Source organism: Halarcobacter mediterraneus (assembly GCF_004116625.1).
Lineage (GTDB): Bacteria > Campylobacterota > Campylobacteria > Campylobacterales > Arcobacteraceae > Halarcobacter > Halarcobacter mediterraneus.
The window spans coordinates 71,152-89,967 of record NZ_NXIE01000002.1 but is presented as its reverse complement, the minus strand read 5'-3'; the positions used below and the strand labels follow the sequence as shown (position 1 = coordinate 89,967).

Sequence of the window (18,816 nt, the reverse complement as noted above, 5' to 3'; positions counted from 1 at the left end):
AACAATATCGAAAAAAGTGAAGTTAGAATTTCTGAGTTAAAAGAAAAGTTTTCTATGGTAAAAGAGAAAAATAAATTCTTTTCTTTTTCTAACTGGTTAGTAGATTTCTATTTTTTAGCTAAACAAAAGGCTATAAAAATAGATTCATTAAAAAAAGACAATGAATATATACAGATAAGTTTGAGTTCTAAAAATAAAAACAGTATTTATGATTTTATTAAAATCTACAATAGTGAAATAAGTGAACTTATATATGATGAAAATACAAAAGAGTATAAAGCAAATGCAAATCTTCTCATTACTAGAAAATAAATTTGAGCAATTAAACTTTAGACTCAAAATAGAAATCTTTTTACTTCCTATTCTTCTTATTGGCTTTTTTTATTACTTTGAAAAAAGTTTTTTTATCAAAAAAGAGTATGAAGATAAAAGAATTTCAATAGAAAAAGAAAAAAATATGAGTAAGAATTTTATTGATATAATAAAAGATATTGAAAACTATTTATCAAAAAATAAAATAAATTTACATAATCTTTCAAATGAAAATCAAATTATAAAAATAGCTATAAATACCTCACTTATCAAACAACTAAACTTTTTAGAATTTTTAGAAAAATACAACTCATACTCCCATTTACATTTAGTTCAATTAAGAGGAAGTACTTTGTCCTTAGAATTAAACTTTAGAAAGTTTTATGTAAAAAAGATTGAAGATAAGAAATCTATATTAGAAAAAATCAAACAATATGAGCAAATAAAAAATGAGTTTATTTTGCAAGCAATAGTTGGTGAAAATGTTTTGATTAATAAAAAATGGAAAAAATTAAATGATTTTATTGATGGTTTTAAAATAATTTCTATTGAAAAAAATAGTGTAATTTTAGAAAAAAATACTTTTTTAATAGAATCAAAGGTTTATAATAATGAAGCTTTTTGAAAATCTTATTGATTATAGTTTTGTAAGTACTTTTGATATTGGCTTATTAAGAGAAAATTTAGTGATACCAATAAAGAATAATGGTATTTATATAAAATGTTTTACTTGTGAAGAGTCAAATTTGAATAATTTGAACTTCTCTTCAATAATTGAAGAAGTTTTTTTATCAAAAAATGAAATAGAGTTTTTTTTAAGTGATATTGATACTAGAATATCTTTTTTTAATTATAGTGAAGAGTTGGTAAAAATAGCAGATGTAAATCCAATTTTAGTAAAGGAGTTTTTTTCAAAATTTTTAAATAAAGCTTTGGTTCTTAGAAGCAGTGATATTCATTTTGAAACTTTAAAAGAATCTATGTCAATAAGATTTAGAATTGATGGTGAGCTGAAACTTTTTTATCTATTTAATAAATCCTTTTTCTCTATTTTAAGTTCTTATATAAAAATGCTTTCAAAACTTGATGTGACAATTATAAGAAATCCTCAAGATGGAAGATTTAGTTTTAACAATATGGATTTTAGAGTCTCAACAATGCCAACGATAAATGGAGAATCAATTGTTATTAGAGTTTTGGATAATCTTGATGTAGCAAAAGACTTTTCATCTTTAGGTTTTTCTTCTCATATATTAAAAGATTTAAAAAATATTTTAACTTTAAAAGAAGGATTGGTTTTAATTACTGGGCCTACAGGAAGTGGTAAAAGTACAACTCTTTATTCTATAATAAAAGAGTTAAATAGTGAAGATAAAAAGATAATTACAGTTGAAGATCCAGTTGAATATAAAATAGAGCAAGTTCAACAAGTAAATGTAAATGAATCTTTAAATTTGGATTTTCAAACTATTTTACGAAATATATTAAGGCAAGACCCTGATGTGATTTTAATAGGAGAAATAAGAGATTCTTATTCTTTAAGAATCGCATTACAAGCTTCCTTAACAGGTCACTTAGTCTTAGCCTCAATTCATGCAAATTCAAGTATTGATACAGTATCAAGACTTTTAGACTTAAATGCTGATAATTATCTTCTTGCTAGTACTTTAAAGTATATTATTTCTCAAAGATTAATATTAAAACTATGTGAATATTGTAAAGGAACAACTTGTGAAAAGTGTAACTATAAAGGCTTTTATGGAAGAACAAATATTGCAGAATCTTTAAAGATTGATGAAGCAATTAAAAAAATATTAGTAGAAAAGAAATCCACAATTCATATAAAAGAGTACTTAGAAAATAAAAATTATAAAACAATTTTAGATGATGGCTTAGCTAAGGTATCTTTAGGTCTAAGTACAGAAAAAGAACTTTTTAAAGTGGTAAACTTACAATGACTTATTATATAAAATATCAAGAAAATGGGAAAATAAAAACAAAAGTTTTAGAAGAAGAACAGTATCATAAAAAGAATTTACCCAATAATATTATTGAAATAAAAAAGAAAAATATAACAAATCAAAGTCTTTTTACTCAAAATAAAAGAATATCAAATAAAGAATTAATAAATAGTTTATATGAATTAAATCTAATGTTAGAAGCCAATTTATTGTTAGATGATGCTCTTGAAATTTTAATTGAGAATACAAAAAAAGATAATATAAAAGAATTTTTTAGAAAACTGAAATTTGCTTTTTCAAATTATCTAGATGTAAATAAAAGCTTAAAAGAGTTTAAAGTTGATTTTTTAGTAAAATCTTTATTTAAAATTACTCAAGACAATGGAAATATAAAAGAGAATATAAGTATTTTATATGAAATTTTAAATGAAGAATATGAAACTAGAAAAGAGTTGAAAAAGGTTTTTGCTTATCCTTTTATTTTATTAATCTCTTTTTTTCTAGCTTTATATGCAATTTTTAAAGTTGTAGTTCCTAAGTTTGAATATATGTTTACACAAAATGATATACCACTTTCTTTTGCAACAAAAGTTTTATTTCAATTGAAATATTTTTTTGAAAATTACTCTTTGATTTTTTTAGTTCTTTTCTCTTTTTTTATATTTTTAATTTATATTATGTATAAAAACAATTTAAAAGTAAGATACTTTATTCAAAAGTTTATATTCTTAAAAATACCTATTTTAAGTGCCATATATAGATATCAACAATTTTATAGATATTTTACTGTCATAAATAGCTTATTAAATAGTAAATATGAATTTTATGAAACTTTGAATAAGTCTAAATCTTTAATAAGTAACAAATATTTTTTAGATAGAATTACAAAAATTGATAATCTACTAAAAAGTGGGAAAAGTATAAGTTATAGTTTTTCTAAGGTTGAAATATTTGATGATATCGTTTTAAATATCATAAAAACAGCTGAGAAAACTAACTCTTTGACTAAAGTAAGTTTTGATATTAAAAATATCTATAAGAAGAGATTTACAGAAAAAGTAAAATTCTTTTCTTTATTTATTGAACCTGCCTTTTTTATTTTAATTATGGGTTTAATAATTTGGATAGTTTTAGCAATCTTTGTTCCCCTTTGGAGTATGAGCGATATTTTAAAAGTATAAGAGGAAAAATTTATGAGTAAAGAGTTAGAATTTGAAAACTCTGTTAAAAATATTTTAGAATACATCGGGGAAGATGTAAACAGAGAAGGATTAGAAAAGACTCCAAGTAGAGTAAGAAAAGCTTTTGAGTTTATGTGTGGAGGATATAAACAAGACCCAAAAGAGATTATAAATCAAGCACTTTTCACAAGTACAAATGATGAAATGGTAGTAATAAAAGATATTGAGTTTTATTCAATGTGTGAACATCATATGTTACCAATTATTGGAAAAGCTCATATTGCATATATTCCAGATGGAAAAGTTGTAGGGCTTAGTAAAATACCAAGGATAGTAGATGTATTCGCTAGAAGACTTCAAATACAAGAGCAAATGACTGAACAAATTTGTGATGCCCTTCATGAGGCTTTAAATCCAAAAGGTGTTGCTGTTATGATAGATGCAAGGCATATGTGTATGGAAATGAGAGGAGTTGAAAAAATCTGTTCAACAACTGTTACTTCTGCACTTAGAGGATTATTTAAAAGAGAAAAGACAACAAAAGATGAGTTTCTATCAATAGTAGCTCAATCTTTACATAAGTAGGCTTTTAAGCTTACTTATTAGCTTTTATAGTAATATTATTTTTGCTAGCATTAAAAAGCTAAAAAAACCAACAATATCTGTCACTGTTGTAAGTAAAACAGTACTTCCAATAGCTGGGTCAATATCAAACTTTTTAAGAAGTAGAGGAATTACAGCTCCAAAAAAACCTGCACTAAAAAGGTTAATTACCATTGACATTGCAATAACAACACCTAACATTGTTTTATCAAACCATGCCCAAGCAATAAGACCTATAATAAGTGCAAAAACAAAACCATTTACTATGGAGATAAAAACTTCTTTTTTTATAGCATCTTTACTATTATCAAAATCAATATCTCCTAAAGCTAACTGCCTTACCATTACGGCTAAGGTTTGAGTTCCTGCATTTCCTCCCATTGATGCAACAATAGGCATTAAAATTGCAAGTGCAACATAAGATTGAATTGTATCATCAAAAAGTCCAATTACTAAAGAAGCTAAAATAGCAGTTCCTAAATTAAGAAATAGCCAAAAACCTCTTTTTTTAGCAATAGTAAGTAAATTATCATCTTGTTCAAACTCTTCATCTACCCCTGCTAATTGATACATTTGTTCCGTTGCATTTTCTTCAATTACATCTAAAATATCATCAGCTGTAATTCTTCCCATTAACATACCTTGAAATCCTGTAACTGCAACAACTGATAAATCATATTTTTCAAACTGTTTTGCTACATAATCAATGTCATCATTATCTTGGACTATAAAAGGTTTAAATTTATTTTCTTCATGGGAATTGATAATCTCTTCATAAGTTTTTGAAAAATCAAAAATAATCAAATCTTCAAGTAAAATTGAAGCAATAAGTTTTTTATCATCATTTACAATGAAAACTTGATGAATATTAACTAGCTCATCACTTTCTTTACCTTCTCTAAGTCTATTAATTGAGAATTGAATAGTCTCTTTTAAATTTGCAGAAAAAAGTTCTGTTTGCATATATGAACCAGCTTCATCTTGATCATATCTTTTTAGCCAGTTAATTTCTTCTTGGTCTTCTTCTTCTAAACCATCAATGACTTCTTTTGCTTTATTTTCATCAATCTCTTCAATTTCTTGAATAATATCTGTAGCATCATCTGATTCAAGTTCTTCAACTGCATCAGTAAGTTTTTCAATTGATAGTTCTTCGTATACATCTTCCCTTAAATAATCAGGAAGTTCTAAAATTACTTCCCCTAAAAGTTCATCGGGAATTTGTTTTATAGTATTAAAAAAAAGTTCGTGATTTTCTTTATTAATTCTTTTTAAAGAGTAAGCAATATCACTAGGATGAAGCTCTTCAATTTTTTTTAGAAGTTCTTCTGCATTTGATATAACTTGCTCTTCTAACATTAAATATTCCTAATTTTAATAGGAGTACTTGAAATCATATCTTCGAGTTTTGTAGGTATTAAGTCATTAATATTTTTAGTCTTATTTTGCAGTCTATTTGATAACGTTTTAGCATATTGCAAAAATACTCTTTTTTCTTTTCCTTTTAGTTTATTTTTTGTTACTTTTATGATTCTTAATGGATCAATTGCAACACCATTTCTGTATAAACCTAAGTGTAAATGAGGACCTGTACTAAGTCCTGTACTTCCAACATAAGCTATTAGTTGACCTTTTTTTACTCGACTCCCAACTCTTAATCCACCTTTAAATTTATATAAGTGCGCATATAAAGTTCTTAATCCATTTTTATGTTGAACAATAACAGTATTTCCATACCCACCTTTTCTTCCTCTAAAAGTAATTCTTCCGTCTGCTGCTGCTTTTACCTTTGTTCCTGTTGGTGCAGCGTAATCTACTCCTAGGTGAGCTCTATATCTTTTTAAAACAGGATGATATCTTCTTTTTTGAAATTTACTTGAAATTCTTTTATATCTTACAGGAGTCATAAATGTAAAATTTGTCAAGCTTTTACCCTCTAAGTTATAATATTGACCATCTCTTTCATGTCTGAAAATAAAATGATTATCTCTATTAACTTGTACCATTGCTGCCACTATTTCAGGTTGTCCAAAATATTTACCTAATCTTATTTTTTGTTTATAGTTTATTACAACAAAATCACCTTTTTGCATACTTCTAAAGTCTACACTTGATTTAAATGCACGGATAAGTTCATTTGCAAGATTTTTATTGTTTGTTTTTTTCATAATATCAAGATAGGGAGAGCTTGTTGTACTTATAACTAAAGTTTCTTCAAATTCATCATATGAAATAGGTAAAGTTTGAAACTTATAATTTCCATCCTTTTGTTTTGATACATGTAATTGAATATCTTCTGAAACAGGAATTAATACTTGTTTTAAAGTATTGTCTTCATTTAATAATAAATGATAATTTATACCTGCTCTAATCTCTGAACATAATTCTTTATCTTCTTTTTCTAAGTCGAAATAAAGGGATTGAGGAATATTATAATGGTCAAGAAAAGTTAAAAAAGATTCTCCTCTTTGCCACTTTAACTCTTGAACCTCTTGGGCAACTACAATTGAATTTAAAAACATAAATAATAATAAAATAATTCTCTTCACGGCACTTCTTTATACTAAAATTAGAGAAATTATTATACAATCCCGAACTTAAAGAGTTAATAAAGAAAATAGGGAATTTTATGAAAAAAGTAATTCTTCTTTTATTTTTATCGTATACATGGTTAGTTTCAGACCTAGTTGACCTTTATAGAAATGAAGGTTTAGATGCAGTAAAAAGAGAACTTGAGAAAGAACTTCTTAAAAAAGAGTACTGGCAGAATTATTTAGCCAATAAAAATGTAGAATATGGATATTATGAATCTAAAAAGTATCTTATCATAGCACAAAAAAAGACAAAAGAACTAAAAGTATTTAAAGTGGAAAAAGATGATTATGATTTATTATTAGAAGATGATATTATTGTAGGAGAAAAAGAGGGTGATAAACAAATTGAAGGGGATTTAAAAACTCCAGAGGGTGCATATTTACTAACAAAAAAACTTACAAAGTTAGATCAATTTTATGGACCTCTTGCCCTTGTTACATCTTATCCAAATACTTTTGATAAGGCTTTAAATAAAAATGGACATGGAATTTGGATTCATGGAATGCCTTTAAATCAAGAAAGGGAAAAATATACACAAGGTTGTATTGCTTTAGATAATGCTCAATTGGAAAAAATTGATGAGACTATTTCCCATGAAAAATCTATTTTATTGATTAGTAATGAAGATCTAAAAAAAGCTAATAAAGAAGAAATAAGTACAATTTTAGCTGCTATTTATAAGTGGCGAGATGCTTGGAAAAAATCAGATTTAGAAGAATATTTAAACTTTTATGATGAGTCTTTCAAAAATGATAGAGGAATGTCTTTTGAAAAATTTTCTAAATATAAAAAGAGAATTTTTGATAAAAAAGAAGAAAAAAAGATTATATTCTCAAATATAAATATAGCTCCTTATCCAAATTCATTAAACAAGCAAATGTATAAAGTTATTATGGATGAAGATTATCAAACAAAATATTATACTTTTGTAGGAAAAAAAGAGTTATATATTGAATTAAAAGATGATAAGGTAAAGATACTTTCAGAAGGTTAAAACAAATACTAAGAGCTTTTTTTGTATAATCGCATTAACTTATAAACTACCATAATTTAAGGGCGAAGATGCAAAAAGAAGAGATGAATCTTGAAGAGATGGCACTTGCACACTCTTTAACACTTGATGAACTTGAAAATATTAAAGAAATTTTAGGAAGAGAACCAAATTATGTGGAGATTGGAATTTTCTCTGCAATGTGGTCTGAACATTGTTCGTATAAATCAAGTACAAAATATTTAAAAGGTTTCCCAACTAAAGCACCATGGGTTATTCAAGGTCCAGGTGAAAATGCAGGGGTTATTGATATTGGTGACGGTTATGCTGCTGTATTCAAAATGGAATCTCACAATCACCCATCATTTATAGAACCATATCAAGGTGCTGCAACTGGTGTTGGTGGAATTATGAGAGATGTATTTACAATGGGAGCTAGACCTGTTGCAAGTATGAACTTAATTCAATTTGCTGGAATCGAAGGTGACAGTGAAATTGCTAAGAAACATAGATACCTTTTAAGAGGAGTTGTTGCTGGTATTGGTGGATATGGTAACTGTATGGGAGTTCCAACTATTGGTGGACAAACAAACTTCGAAGAGTGTTATGCAGGAAATAACCTTGTAAATGCATTTAACTTAGGTATTGCAAAAGCAGATGAAATCTTCTACGGAAAAGCAGAAGGTATCGGAAACCCAGTAATGTATGTTGGGTCTAAAACTGGACGTGATGGACTTGGTGGGGCTGTTATGAGTTCTGCTTCATTTGATGAAGATTCTGAATCAAAAAGACCAACTGTACAAGTTGGAGATCCATTTACAGAAAAATTACTTTTAGAAGCTTGCTTAGAATTATTTAAAGAAGATTTAATTATTGGTATTCAAGATATGGGTGCTGCAGGACTTACTTCATCTTCATTTGAAATGGCAGGAAGATCTGACTCTGGTATGATTATGCACTTAGATAAGATCCCAGCAAGAGAAGAGGGAATGACTCCTTATGATTTCATGTTATCTGAATCACAAGAGAGAATGCTTATTTGTGCTAAAAAAGGTAGTGAACAAAAGATTATTGATATCTTTGAAAAATGGGAACTAGATGTTGCTGTTGTTGGTGAAGTAACTGATACAGGAAATATGGAACTATTTTGGCATGGTGAAAAATGCGCTGAAGTACCAGTTCAACCAGTTTCTGAACAATCACCAGTATTAGATAGACCAGTAGCAAAACCAGCATATTTAAGTGATATTGAAAATATCTCTTTAGATAAAGATATTTCAAATCAAGAAGCCTTTGATAAACTATTATCTGATATGGAAGTAGTTGATAAATCTTGGGTTTATGACCAATATGATTCAATGGTACAAACAAATACTGTAAAAGGACCAGGTAAAAATGATGGTTCTGTAATTAGAATCAAAGAGACTGGAAAAGCTTTAGCTATGTCGGCTGATTGTAATACAAGACAATGTTATGTTAACCCTGAACTTGGAGCTGCTGCTGCTGTTATGGAATCAGGAAGAAATGTTGCTATGACAGGAGCTACTCCAAAAGCAATTACAGATTGTCTAAATTTTGGTAACCCACAAAACCCAGAAGTAATGTGGCAGTTTGCCCAAGCTTGTGAAGGTATCAAATCTGCTTGTAAAGAGTTAAATACTCCTGTTATTGGTGGAAATGTATCTTTATATAATGAAACAAATGAAGTAGGTGTTTTTCCAACTCCTGCAATTGCAATGGTTGGTGTAAATGATGATGCAAATAAAGTATTACCTTCTTGCTTACAAGAAGATGGAAACTCTTTATATCTTTTAGGAGATACTAAAGGAGAATTTGGTGCTTCTTTATATCTTAAAAAACTATATGGAAAAGTTGCAGGAGCTCATCCAGAAGTTGATTTTGCAAAAGAACTTAACCTATGGAATACAGTAATTGAAGCAAATAACCAAGGTTTATTAAAAGCTGCAAAAGATGTTAATGTTGGTGGGTTAGCAATTGCATTAGCAAAAATGGCAGTTGTTGGAAACAAAGGTTTAGAAGCAAATATTAAATTAGAAGCTGACAAAGATTTATTCTCTGAAACATTAAGTAGAGCTGTTGTTGAAGTTACACCTGAAAATAAAGATGCATTTGAAAAACTATGTGCTTCAAAAGGAATGAAAGCTACAGAATTAGGAAAAGTTGGTGGAGAAAAAATTGCCATCAATGATATTAATACAAAATTAGAAGATGCTAAAAATGTATACTTCAATAGATTTAAAGAAGTAATTGAACAAGATTTATAGGAATTTTTAAAATGCAACAATATATTAAGAAATCTTCAAAAAGTGTTCAAGAGGTAGTAAATTCTATTTGTGAAAAAGCACCAAATTATAAGTTTGGTGTTTTACATATTCATAATGTAAAAGAAACTCTTAATTCAAAAGGAATAGAGTTTGATGATGAATGTCAAATTCTTGATGTTTGTAATCCAAATGTGGCAAAAGAGTTTTTAACTGCAAATAGAAACTTATCTTCAATTATGCCATGTAAAATTTCAGTATATAGTAAAGATGGACAAACAGGTATAGTTATGAATTCTATTGAAGGTTTAGTTAAACCAATAGAAGAAAGTATGCTATCAATAGCAAAAACTACACAAGAAACTTTACATAATTTAATAGATGAAGCTATTTAAGCTTTATCTATTAAATGCTATACATTATTTGTGATAAAAATATAATCAAAATAACCAAAATAAATGGAAGTCTGTGACCTTTAAATACAAAAGGTTGAATTCCAAAAAACACTTGTAAAATACCTCTAAATCCTAGCCATAATCCTAAAATTGCTTTTAATGAAAGAAGAATTTGAAAAGATGAAAAGTCATAGTTTTCAGGAAAACTTCCAAAACTAATATGAAATAAGTATATTCCAGAAATCACTGCAATTACTAAAGCTTTTGGAACTATAGCACGTGTTAGTTTTGCAAAGTAAGATCTAACTTCTTTATATTTTTCTTCACTTAGAGTTTTTTGCATTCTCATTAAAATAAGGTTATCAGTAAATAAAAAACCTGCATATATAAATACTGAAAAAATATGAATTAATTTTACAAGTAAAAAAGTCATTAAAAAGCACCAAGTTTTTGTTTTACATGATCTTGTGCCATTGAAATATTCCAAACCGGTTCCCAAACTAAATCAACACTTGCAAGTGTTACTTCTGGAAGTTCCTTTAAAACTGCTTCTTCCACCCATTGAATAATTAGTTGATGTAAAGGACAAGCTTTTGTACTAAGGGTCATAGTTACAAGAACTTCCATTTTTTCATTACAACTTGCATCATAAATAAGTCCCATCTCTACAAGATTAAATCCAACTTCAGGGTCAATAACAGTCGAAACTGCACTAAAAATTTCTTCTTTAGAATACATATGATTCCTCCTTAATATTTGCCATATATAAAATATCTTTTAGTAAAAAGATAACACCAATAGTTAAGAAACATAAACCACTTTTATAAATCTCACTTATATTTGTTAATAATCCAATTGTCACAATTATAATTCCTATAGAAGACATAATAAACTGAAAATTTGAGCTTTTTTTAGGAATTAAATCATTTAACATAGGTACTTGTTTTTTCCCAACAAACATAGAGAATCTTTCATACCAAACTAAGAAAGGAACTATTTTATACAAATGTCCTGCAATTAAAAACCCAATAAAACCAACAAGTATAAGCCATGATGCAGAAATTAAAAGATTGTCATTTTCATAAAATAAGTATGTTATTAAAAAAATAAGTGATATTATTAAACTAAAGTATGAAAAAACCATACTTTTAAAGTAAATATCAACTTCTACTCTTACTCTTTTTTTGTATATTACAAATATTTGTACAAAATATAAAAGTAGTGAGATTATACAAAGTATATAAGATATCATTTCAAAGATATTAATATTTAAAAAACTAAAAATAAGCATTGAAATAATACTTGAACATAAAATATAAAAAGCACTTTTCACATAAAGCCATGAAAAGCTATGACTTAACCAAAACATTGGAAGTAGTATTAAACTCATACTCATAATAGTAGTTCCCACATATCCAAAGAAAACTAAAAAAATATGAGCTTTTAAAAGTTTAAATGAATCAACAGAAATGATTCCTGAATGATTTAGTGCTAAAACTATACCAACAATTAGTCCCAAGAGTAAAAATATATTTGAGATGATAATTGTGCCTATAATGAAATTTATCTTCTTAACTTTTAATATTGTTAAAAATGTTTCAATTAAGAAAATTGACATTGCTATAAAAATAGCAGTTCCTCCAAAAGGAAGTAAAATAGGTAAGCTATAAAAACCAAAAGCCATTAAAGTAGTACCTACAATAACTAAAGGATAAATAGCATAATATAAATCAACTGCACAATGACCAACTTCTAAAACTACAGGAACAAGTTGAGCCATTGCTCCTAAAATAATAAGCATTACAAATGAAAGTAAGAAAATATGAACCCAAGCAAGAGTACTACTGTTTAAGTAGTGCAAAGTCTCAAGGTTAGATCCAAACATAAGTAAAATGCTTATTAGAAAAAACATTACTCCTAAAACAAAAAAAGGTGCAACAAGTTTAAAAGGTGGTGCAAATGCAGTTGAAATATTCATTAGTGATTACATCCTGTTCCACCGCAACTAGTTTGTGTAAAATCAGTTTCTTCATTAGAATTTGCTTTTTTTCTAAATACTACTTTTGCTAATCCGTTTTCTAATTCTTCCACAAAAAAAGTAAATTCTTCTTCTATTTTTGGAAATAAACCTGCTGGTGATTTATGATTAATCATAATTAACTGACTATTTTCATCTAATAATTGAAGTCCTGCCATTGCATTTACCATTGGTTCAGGTGGACCACATTTACTTGTATCAAAATGATAAGTTGTTAAACCATCTTCAATTGATTTAAAGAAATCAACACTTGCTCCTTGAACTTCTATTTTTTCCATTTTAATTCCTTATGTTATTTATAGAAGTTTAACGATTTTAAAAAATAAATTTATTGACTGGCATCAATAAAAATAGAAGAATAGATAATTATAAGAAAAATTAATAACAGTAAACTCTATTTCTTCCTAGTTTTTTAGCTTGATATAAAGCCTCATCTGCATTTTTAAATATATCCTCAAAGTTTTGATTCTTTTTCTTAAAATTACTTGCTCCAAATGAAGCAGTTACATTTCCTACTGTAGTAAATTTTGAACTTGCAATATCAAGTCTTATCTTTTCTGCAATATTTTGCACAATATTTAAATCACTAGTATTTATAACAATTATAAACTCTTCTCCTCCCCATCTTGCAAAAATATCATGTGAACGTATCTTTTTACTTATTAAAGAGGCAAATTCACTTAAAATAATATCTCCTACATCGTGTCCATAAGTATCATTTACATTTTTAAATTTATCAATATCAGCAATAATTATTGAATATTCATCCTCAAAAGGTTTATTTTTGATTTTTTCTAATAAACCTCTCCTATTTAAAATATTTGTTAAAGAATCATAATAAGCTTTTTTATGTAAAGAGGTATTTGATTTTTTAAGATTTTCATTTTTCTCTCTAAGCATGGCAAGTAAGTAGTTAAAAAATTTTGCAACAATTCCAACTTCTGTATCTCTTTCTTCATATATTTTTTTATTTATATTTCCTGTTTTCATAATTGTTACAATACTTTCAATTGTTTCTACCCAAGGAAGTTTTGCATTATGTTCACTTGTATTTAGACCAATTACTTCATGTTTTTTTCTAACTCTTAATAATTTATATCTTTGTAAAACAAGAAATAAAATCAAGCCCAAAACAAATGAAAATAAAAAAGCACTTAATAGTCCTAAAGTTTGAACAAGAATAAATTCAAAAGTAGATAAGCCTATTTGAGAATCAGTAAAAATTGCAACAGCAAGAGTTCCCCAAGCTCCGGCAAAACCATGAATACTAATAACACTCAAAGGGTCATCAATTTTTAGTTTTTTTGTTAAATATTCATTTGTAATATGCATAATAATAGCAGACATAAAACCTACAAAAGCAGATTCATAAACAGAAAATACATGACATCCAGCAGTTATACCAACTAATCCAGAAATAATTCCAAAACTGAAAATTTCTACACCTGTTCTTTCTTTATTGATAAAAGTTATTAACCAAGCAGCAAAACCACCAAATAGTGCAGAAATTAAAGTATTAAATAATATAAGAGTAACTTGAATATCAAATTCAAATAAACTTCCAGCATTAAAGCCAAACCAAGCTAACATAAGAACAAATACCCCAAAAACTATAAAGTTATGATTTGAAGGTGCAAAATAGTTTACTTTCCCTTTTCTAAATTTTCCTAATCGTGCTCCCAGTACTAAAGTACCTGCAAGCCCAATCCAAGCTCCTATAGAGTGGACAACAGTAGAACCTGCAAAATCTACAAATCCCATTTGCTTTAGCCAACCTTGAGAGTTCCAACTCCAATGCCCAAAAATAGGATAAATAATAGAAGCCACAATTATTGCAACAATAATATAAGCATTGAATCTTATTCTTTCTGCAACTGCTCCTGAAACAATAGTAATAGCAGTTGCAGCAAACATAGCTTGAAAGAAAAAGATTGCATTTTGTTCTAAATTTTTGCCATCTATTAGAAAACTATCTATTCCAATAAAACCTGAATTACTACTTCCAAACATTAAACCAAAACCAATAATCCAGAAAAAAATAATACCAAATACCGTATCTATTAAGTTTTTCATTGCTACATTTATGGTATTTTTTGTTCTCACAGTACCCGTTTCAATTAAAGAAAAACCAAATTGCATTAGGAAAACTAAAAAAGCACTAAGTAATATCCATAATAAATCAAGATTGCTCATATAAGACCCTTCAAAAGAAAATATTATAACAGTAAAAATAACAATCCCTAGTATAAAAGTTATATATAAAATAGACAATCTTAAACAAGCAACACATAATCACTTTTTTAGTATAATGGCAAGTATAATAATTTAAAAGAGGACTTAAATTGAGAGCATTAATTAGTGTAAGTGACAAAAGTGGTGTTGAAAACTTTGCAAAAGAACTTGTAGAGTTAGGTTATGAAATTATTTCTACTGGTGGTACATATAATAAGCTTAAAGATGCAGGAATAGCTGTAATTGAAGCAAATGAAGTTACAAAATTCCCTGAGTGTTTTGAAGGTAGAGTTAAAACTCTAAACCCATATATTCATGGTGGTATTTTACACAGACGTGATAAACAATCTCACTTAGACCAAGCAAAAGAACTTGGAGTTGAAGGTATTGATTTAGTATGTGTTAATTTATACCCATTCAAAGCAACTATTGAAAAAACTGATGACTTTGAAGAGATTATTGAGAACATCGATATTGGTGGTCCAGCTATGGTTAGATCTGCTGCTAAAAACCATGACTCTGTTATCATTGTAACTGATGTTGCTGATTATGATGTTGTATTAAACAACCTAAAAAATGATACAAATACTCAAGAGTTCAGAAGAGACTTGATGATAAAAGCATATGAGCACACAGCAGCATATGACTCTATGATTGCAAACTATATGAACAAAAGATTCAACAACGGTATGGGGCAAAAACAATTTATCGTTGGTGAGAAAGTATTTGATACAAGATATGGAGAGAACCCACACCAAAAAGGTGCTTTATACGAGTTTGATAAACACTTATCAAATAAATTTATCACACTAAAAGGTGAAGCAAGTTTCAATAATATGGGAGATATCTCAGGAGCTGCAAAAATAGCATCTGCTTTTGGTGATGACAATGCAGTTTGTATCGTAAAACACGGAAACCCTTGTGGATTTGCTATCAAAGATACACTTTTAGAATCTTATACTGAAGCTCTTAAATGTGACCCAATCTCTGCATTTGGTGGAGTTGTAGCAGTAAATGGTGTAGTTGATTTAGACTTAGCAGTAAAAATGAATGAAATCTTCTTAGAAGTTGTATTTGCAGCTGATTTCACTCCTGAGGCAGAAGAAGAGTTAAACAAGAAAAAAAGAATCAAACTATTCAAACAAGGAACTGCAAAACTTGAAATGGCAAATGATGCATTTAACTTCAAAATAGTTGATGGTGGATTTGTTTACCAAGATGCTGATAAAGTTGAAGATGATGAAGTAAGAAACTCAGAACTAAAATCAAAAAGAGAAGCAAGCGAACAAGAAGTAAAAGATATGGAAATAGCATATAAAGTAGCTTCTTTAACAAAATCAAATTGTGTTGTATACGTGAAAAACTCGGCAATGGTAGCAGTTGGTATGGGTATGACTTCAAGAGTTGATGCAGCTAAAGCAGCACTTAGAAAAGCAGAAGACTTAGGACTAGATGTAACAGGTTCAGTTCTAGCATCTGAAGCATTCTTTCCATTTAGAGATTCAATTGATGCTGCACAAGAAGCAGGTGTAAAATGTGTGATTGAACCAGGTGGAAGTATCAGAGATGATGAGATTATTGAAGCAGCAAATGAGTTTGGTATGGCTTTATACTTCTCAGGTAAAAGACACTTTTTACACTAAAAATAGAAAGATTGCATAAAAGCAATCTTTCTTCATAACTCTCTACCTTGATTTATTTTGAAATAAAATATATATCTTTGCCCATAATATCTCCTAAACTATAAAATGTTATTTAAAGTTAAATTTTTCACTTTTAACATACATTATGTATATTAAAGTTTCAAATATCGATATAAAATATACATAAAAATTATAACTTATAATAAAAATATATAGAAAAAATATTGTATTTTGTAATCTTTATTTATAAAGATGCGTGAAATAAGCTTTTTTACTAAATATATAATAAATTAGTGGATTTAAGTACTTTATTTATATAATGTATATTCAATAAATAGTTAGGTATATACAAATAATTGAAAGGTGATACGTGGTTTTATGCTCTGAATGTTTTTATGATGAAGGTCTAAAGTTAAGTGCTTTTCAAATGGGTGTAGAAAATGACAACCTTTGTGAAAACTGTGGAAGTAAACTAGGACGGAAGCTTGATGAAGCACGTTTAATTCAATTAGCCCATCGTTTCTTTGTTTGGGGAACACTTTATAGATGTGATTATGGAGCGGCTCCAATTGTTCAATTTAATCAGCATCAAAAAACAAGTATAGCTTCATCAACTTGGATTCAGAACGATATTCATCTTTTTGAAAAAGTATTAAAAATAGGTTTTTTTCATTACGGTCCAAGATTATGGATGGTTGGTGAAATCGAACCACTCAAAGAATTGATTAGTGAAACAAATCGAAAAAATGTATTAGAGAGAGTATTAAATGAATACCCTACAATTGATTTTTCAAAAGATGACCTTTTTTATCGTATACGAATTAACCCCGAAAAACCTCATGTTGAATCTGAATATGATAGCCCTCCACTAGAATATTCAGGCAATGGTCGTTTAGATTCTACTGATTTTTCAATTCTTTATGGTTCTCAGGATTTACAAGTTTGTATTCACGAGTGTCGAGTGAGTGCAGAGGACGAAATTTTTGTAGCAACTTTTCAACCAACCAGAACATTAAAACTTCTTGATCTTACTGCAATACTCAAAGAAGATTGTACTGAATTTGAAAGTTTGGATATGGCTGTACATATGCTTTTTTTAGCCGGTAAACACTCTTATGAAATATCAAGAGACCTTAGTAGGTTGGCAAAGGAGAATGGATATGATGGAATTGCTTATCCATCATATTTTAGTTTACTTCGTTCAGGAGGGATGCCATTTGAAACAACGTATGGTCTGTCACATAGGTTAATTCCTCAATTACATGAGTATGAAAAAAGTAAAATAATTCAAAACCTTGCATTATTTGGAAAGCCTCTTAAGGAATCAAAAATAAGTGTTAAATGTATAAATAGATTAGTTTTACATACTGTTGAGTACGGAGTACATTTTGGACCAGTGGAATATTAAAAGAATACCTAACAAATCAGCGGAGCCAATAAATTACCCTGCGGGCAATTCATCGGCTCATTTTAAACGTTAGGCGAAAAATTAAAATAAGGAAGTCCTGTGAATTTATATGACTATTTGTATGTTGATTTAGATAAAGCAATTTCATTGTACAGTCAGCTCACGGGAGGCGTTGTTGAGCTTAAGGAAACTCAATCTGAGAAAAGTATCACCTCAGACAACAAAAGAAATTACGATTTCAAAGTGTTTAAACATGATGCAGGTGGAACCACTCAAGACAAAGATCAAGACAAAACAACAATCAAGCCTCATCATGCACTGCTGCAAGAATTGGAAGCAGAATTATTGTCGTCAGGTTATCTCTTGGACTTAGACGGTCTTGACGGAGACAAAACCCTTAAAGACCCAGAGCTAAGAGCAACATTGAAAAATGCATTATGTATCAAATGCACAGGGCGAATAGTCATTGAAGACTATGAAAGAATGAAGAAAATTGGTAAAGACTTTCCTGATATCGTGAAACTTATCAATAGGAGTCATGCCGATTCATTAAAAGACAATCCTGAGTATCAGGCAATTGAACAGCAGATAAAAGAGCTTGAAAATACGACAGGTGATAGGAATAAGAAATCTAAGGCAAAACAAAAAGCAAAAGAATTAAGAGAAGGACTAGATAATTTAGTTTCCTCATCGACAGCGGTAGATGCTGTACCTCAGTGGATACTGGATGGGATGAGAACATGGATTGATGCTTTCTTGCCCAATATTACTAATATTCGAGTCTATCCCTTCAAAGATCAAAACGATGAGCATATCTTTGGGCATTTAGACTCCGAAAACTTCACAATTAATGACCCAACTGCATTCCATTTCACATACGGGTCCTTTCCAACAGAAGAGTTTACCATACTTGGAATCGTAACTTCAGTACCACTGAATGAGGAGGAAAGCTTCTCCCCGTTGGAAGAATTTGAAAAAGATGAACTAGAAGATTTTGAAAGTGTTGAAAGTGCTTTTCGCGGTATGTTTAGAGGGTTTGACGGTATGGAGGCAATGGTGAGAACTTGTCGATATCCAAGAGTGTTAGTGCATCCAATTTTAGTTTATCGTCACACATCGCCTAACAAAGCATTGCAGCGGACAAGCCGCTGAATGCGGCGTTAGATAACAAAAAG

At 28.7% G+C, this 18,816-nt stretch carries 18 protein-coding genes; 11 read left to right on the top strand and 7 right to left on the bottom strand.

Annotated features, from left to right (window positions below; genetic code table 11):
- Nucleotides 1–54: 54 nt before the first annotated feature.
- Genes CP965_RS04695 through folE form a run of 5 tightly spaced genes read left to right on the top strand, consistent with a single transcriptional unit; the run spans nucleotide 55 to nucleotide 4,039 of the window.
- Complete coding sequence (locus tag CP965_RS04695) at nucleotides 55–312, top strand: hypothetical protein (protein ID WP_129060922.1); 258 nt, start codon at nucleotides 55–57, stop codon at nucleotides 310–312.
- Nucleotides 284–937 carry a hypothetical protein gene (locus CP965_RS04690; RefSeq protein ID WP_129060921.1) on the top strand — a complete coding sequence of 218 codons (654 nt, stop codon included), beginning with the start codon at nucleotides 284–286 and terminating at the stop codon, nucleotides 935–937. The genes CP965_RS04695 and CP965_RS04690 overlap by 29 nt, the downstream gene beginning before the upstream one ends.
- Nucleotides 924–2,270 (top strand): GspE/PulE family protein, encoded by a 1,347-nt coding sequence (locus tag CP965_RS04685; RefSeq protein WP_129060920.1) that lies wholly within the window; start codon nucleotides 924–926, stop codon nucleotides 2,268–2,270. The genes CP965_RS04690 and CP965_RS04685 overlap by 14 nt, the downstream gene beginning before the upstream one ends.
- Nucleotides 2,267–3,454 (top strand): type II secretion system F family protein, encoded by a 1,188-nt coding sequence (locus CP965_RS04680; protein ID WP_129060919.1) that lies wholly within the window; start codon nucleotides 2,267–2,269, stop codon nucleotides 3,452–3,454. Before CP965_RS04685 ends, CP965_RS04680 begins: the two co-directional genes overlap by 4 nt.
- Nucleotides 3,455–3,466: 12 nt before the next feature.
- Nucleotides 3,467–4,039, top strand: a complete 573-nt coding sequence (gene folE / locus CP965_RS04675; RefSeq protein WP_129060918.1) for a GTP cyclohydrolase I FolE — start codon at nucleotides 3,467–3,469, stop codon at nucleotides 4,037–4,039.
- Between the two features lie 24 nt (nucleotides 4,040–4,063).
- Here folE and mgtE read toward each other — a convergent pair whose 3' ends face one another.
- Complete coding sequence (mgtE, locus tag CP965_RS04670) at nucleotides 4,064–5,416, bottom strand: magnesium transporter (RefSeq protein ID WP_129060917.1); 1,353 nt, start codon at nucleotides 5,414–5,416, stop codon at nucleotides 4,064–4,066.
- Complete coding sequence (locus CP965_RS04665) at nucleotides 5,416–6,606, bottom strand: peptidoglycan DD-metalloendopeptidase family protein (RefSeq protein ID WP_129060916.1); 1,191 nt, start codon at nucleotides 6,604–6,606, stop codon at nucleotides 5,416–5,418. Before CP965_RS04665 ends, mgtE begins: the two co-directional genes overlap by 1 nt.
- Nucleotides 6,607–6,686: 80 nt before the next feature.
- On the opposite strand from CP965_RS04665, the gene CP965_RS04660 reads away from it, so the two are divergent.
- The 3 genes from CP965_RS04660 to CP965_RS04650 all read left to right on the top strand — a co-directional run bounded on the left by CP965_RS04660 (nucleotide 6,687) and on the right by CP965_RS04650 (nucleotide 10,320).
- The gene (locus CP965_RS04660; RefSeq protein ID WP_129060915.1) at nucleotides 6,687–7,646 is read left to right on the top strand and encodes a L,D-transpeptidase family protein; all 960 of its coding nucleotides are present in this window, start codon (nucleotides 6,687–6,689) and stop codon (nucleotides 7,644–7,646) included.
- Nucleotides 7,647–7,714: 68 nt separating this feature from the next.
- A complete protein-coding gene (gene purL, locus CP965_RS04655) occupies nucleotides 7,715–9,928 on the top strand; it encodes a phosphoribosylformylglycinamidine synthase subunit PurL (RefSeq protein ID WP_129060914.1) in 2,214 nt (737 codons plus the stop codon).
- Between the two features lie 11 nt (nucleotides 9,929–9,939).
- Complete coding sequence (locus CP965_RS04650) at nucleotides 9,940–10,320, top strand: DUF302 domain-containing protein (RefSeq protein ID WP_129060913.1); 381 nt, start codon at nucleotides 9,940–9,942, stop codon at nucleotides 10,318–10,320.
- Nucleotides 10,321–10,330: 10 nt separating this feature from the next.
- Here CP965_RS04650 and CP965_RS04645 read toward each other — a convergent pair whose 3' ends face one another.
- From CP965_RS04645 to amt, 5 genes are all read right to left on the bottom strand, one after another.
- Complete coding sequence (locus tag CP965_RS04645) at nucleotides 10,331–10,753, bottom strand: hypothetical protein (protein WP_228712674.1); 423 nt, start codon at nucleotides 10,751–10,753, stop codon at nucleotides 10,331–10,333.
- A complete protein-coding gene (locus CP965_RS04640; protein ID WP_129060912.1) occupies nucleotides 10,753–11,058 on the bottom strand; it encodes a metal-sulfur cluster assembly factor in 306 nt (101 codons plus the stop codon). Before CP965_RS04640 ends, CP965_RS04645 begins: the two co-directional genes overlap by 1 nt.
- On the bottom strand, nucleotides 11,048–12,298 hold the full coding sequence (locus tag CP965_RS04635) for a hypothetical protein (protein WP_129060911.1): 1,251 nt from the start codon (nucleotides 12,296–12,298) through the stop codon (nucleotides 11,048–11,050). The genes CP965_RS04640 and CP965_RS04635 overlap by 11 nt, the downstream gene beginning before the upstream one ends.
- A complete protein-coding gene (locus CP965_RS04630; protein ID WP_129060910.1) occupies nucleotides 12,298–12,636 on the bottom strand; it encodes a hypothetical protein in 339 nt (112 codons plus the stop codon). The genes CP965_RS04635 and CP965_RS04630 overlap by 1 nt, the downstream gene beginning before the upstream one ends.
- A gap of 100 nt (nucleotides 12,637–12,736) precedes the next feature.
- Nucleotides 12,737–14,551: an ammonium transporter gene (amt, locus tag CP965_RS04625; RefSeq protein WP_129060909.1), complete on the bottom strand. Its 1,815-nt coding sequence runs from the start codon at nucleotides 14,549–14,551 to the stop codon at nucleotides 12,737–12,739.
- 149 nt (nucleotides 14,552–14,700) lie between these two features.
- Here amt and purH point away from each other — a divergent pair, with 149 nt between their 5' ends.
- From purH to CP965_RS04610, 3 genes are all read left to right on the top strand, one after another.
- Complete coding sequence (gene purH / locus CP965_RS04620; protein WP_129060908.1) at nucleotides 14,701–16,233, top strand: bifunctional phosphoribosylaminoimidazolecarboxamide formyltransferase/IMP cyclohydrolase; 1,533 nt, start codon at nucleotides 14,701–14,703, stop codon at nucleotides 16,231–16,233.
- A 370-nt stretch (nucleotides 16,234–16,603) separates the two neighbouring features.
- Nucleotides 16,604–17,641 carry an RES family NAD+ phosphorylase gene (locus tag CP965_RS04615; protein ID WP_206732256.1) on the top strand — a complete coding sequence of 346 codons (1,038 nt, stop codon included), beginning with the start codon at nucleotides 16,604–16,606 and terminating at the stop codon, nucleotides 17,639–17,641.
- Nucleotides 17,642–17,740: 99 nt separating this feature from the next.
- On the top strand, nucleotides 17,741–18,793 hold the full coding sequence (locus CP965_RS04610; protein WP_129060907.1) for a DUF6414 family protein: 1,053 nt from the start codon (nucleotides 17,741–17,743) through the stop codon (nucleotides 18,791–18,793).
- The last annotated feature ends 23 nt before the right edge of the window (nucleotides 18,794–18,816 follow it).

Coding starts and splice junctions, on each gene's coding strand:
- CP965_RS04695 (WP_129060922.1), top strand. CDS start 55: ATGGTAAAAGAGAAAAATAAATTCTTTTCTTTTTCTAACTGGTTAGTA.
- folE (WP_129060918.1), top strand. CDS start 3,467: ATGAGTAAAGAGTTAGAATTTGAAAACTCTGTTAAAAATATTTTAGAA.
- CP965_RS04660 (WP_129060915.1), top strand. CDS start 6,687: ATGAAAAAAGTAATTCTTCTTTTATTTTTATCGTATACATGGTTAGTT.
- CP965_RS04685 (WP_129060920.1), top strand. CDS start 924: ATGAAGCTTTTTGAAAATCTTATTGATTATAGTTTTGTAAGTACTTTT.
- CP965_RS04630 (WP_129060910.1), bottom strand. CDS start 12,636: ATGGAAAAAATAGAAGTTCAAGGAGCAAGTGTTGATTTCTTTAAATCA.
- purL (WP_129060914.1), top strand. CDS start 7,715: ATGCAAAAAGAAGAGATGAATCTTGAAGAGATGGCACTTGCACACTCT.
- CP965_RS04650 (WP_129060913.1), top strand. CDS start 9,940: ATGCAACAATATATTAAGAAATCTTCAAAAAGTGTTCAAGAGGTAGTA.
- CP965_RS04690 (WP_129060921.1), top strand. CDS start 284: ATGCAAATCTTCTCATTACTAGAAAATAAATTTGAGCAATTAAACTTT.
- amt (WP_129060909.1), bottom strand. CDS start 14,551: ATGAGCAATCTTGATTTATTATGGATATTACTTAGTGCTTTTTTAGTT.
- CP965_RS04635 (WP_129060911.1), bottom strand. CDS start 12,298: ATGAATATTTCAACTGCATTTGCACCACCTTTTAAACTTGTTGCACCT.
- CP965_RS04680 (WP_129060919.1), top strand. CDS start 2,267: ATGACTTATTATATAAAATATCAAGAAAATGGGAAAATAAAAACAAAA.
- mgtE (WP_129060917.1), bottom strand. CDS start 5,416: ATGTTAGAAGAGCAAGTTATATCAAATGCAGAAGAACTTCTAAAAAAA.
- CP965_RS04645 (WP_228712674.1), bottom strand. CDS start 10,753: ATGACTTTTTTACTTGTAAAATTAATTCATATTTTTTCAGTATTTATA.
- CP965_RS04640 (WP_129060912.1), bottom strand. CDS start 11,058: ATGTATTCTAAAGAAGAAATTTTTAGTGCAGTTTCGACTGTTATTGAC.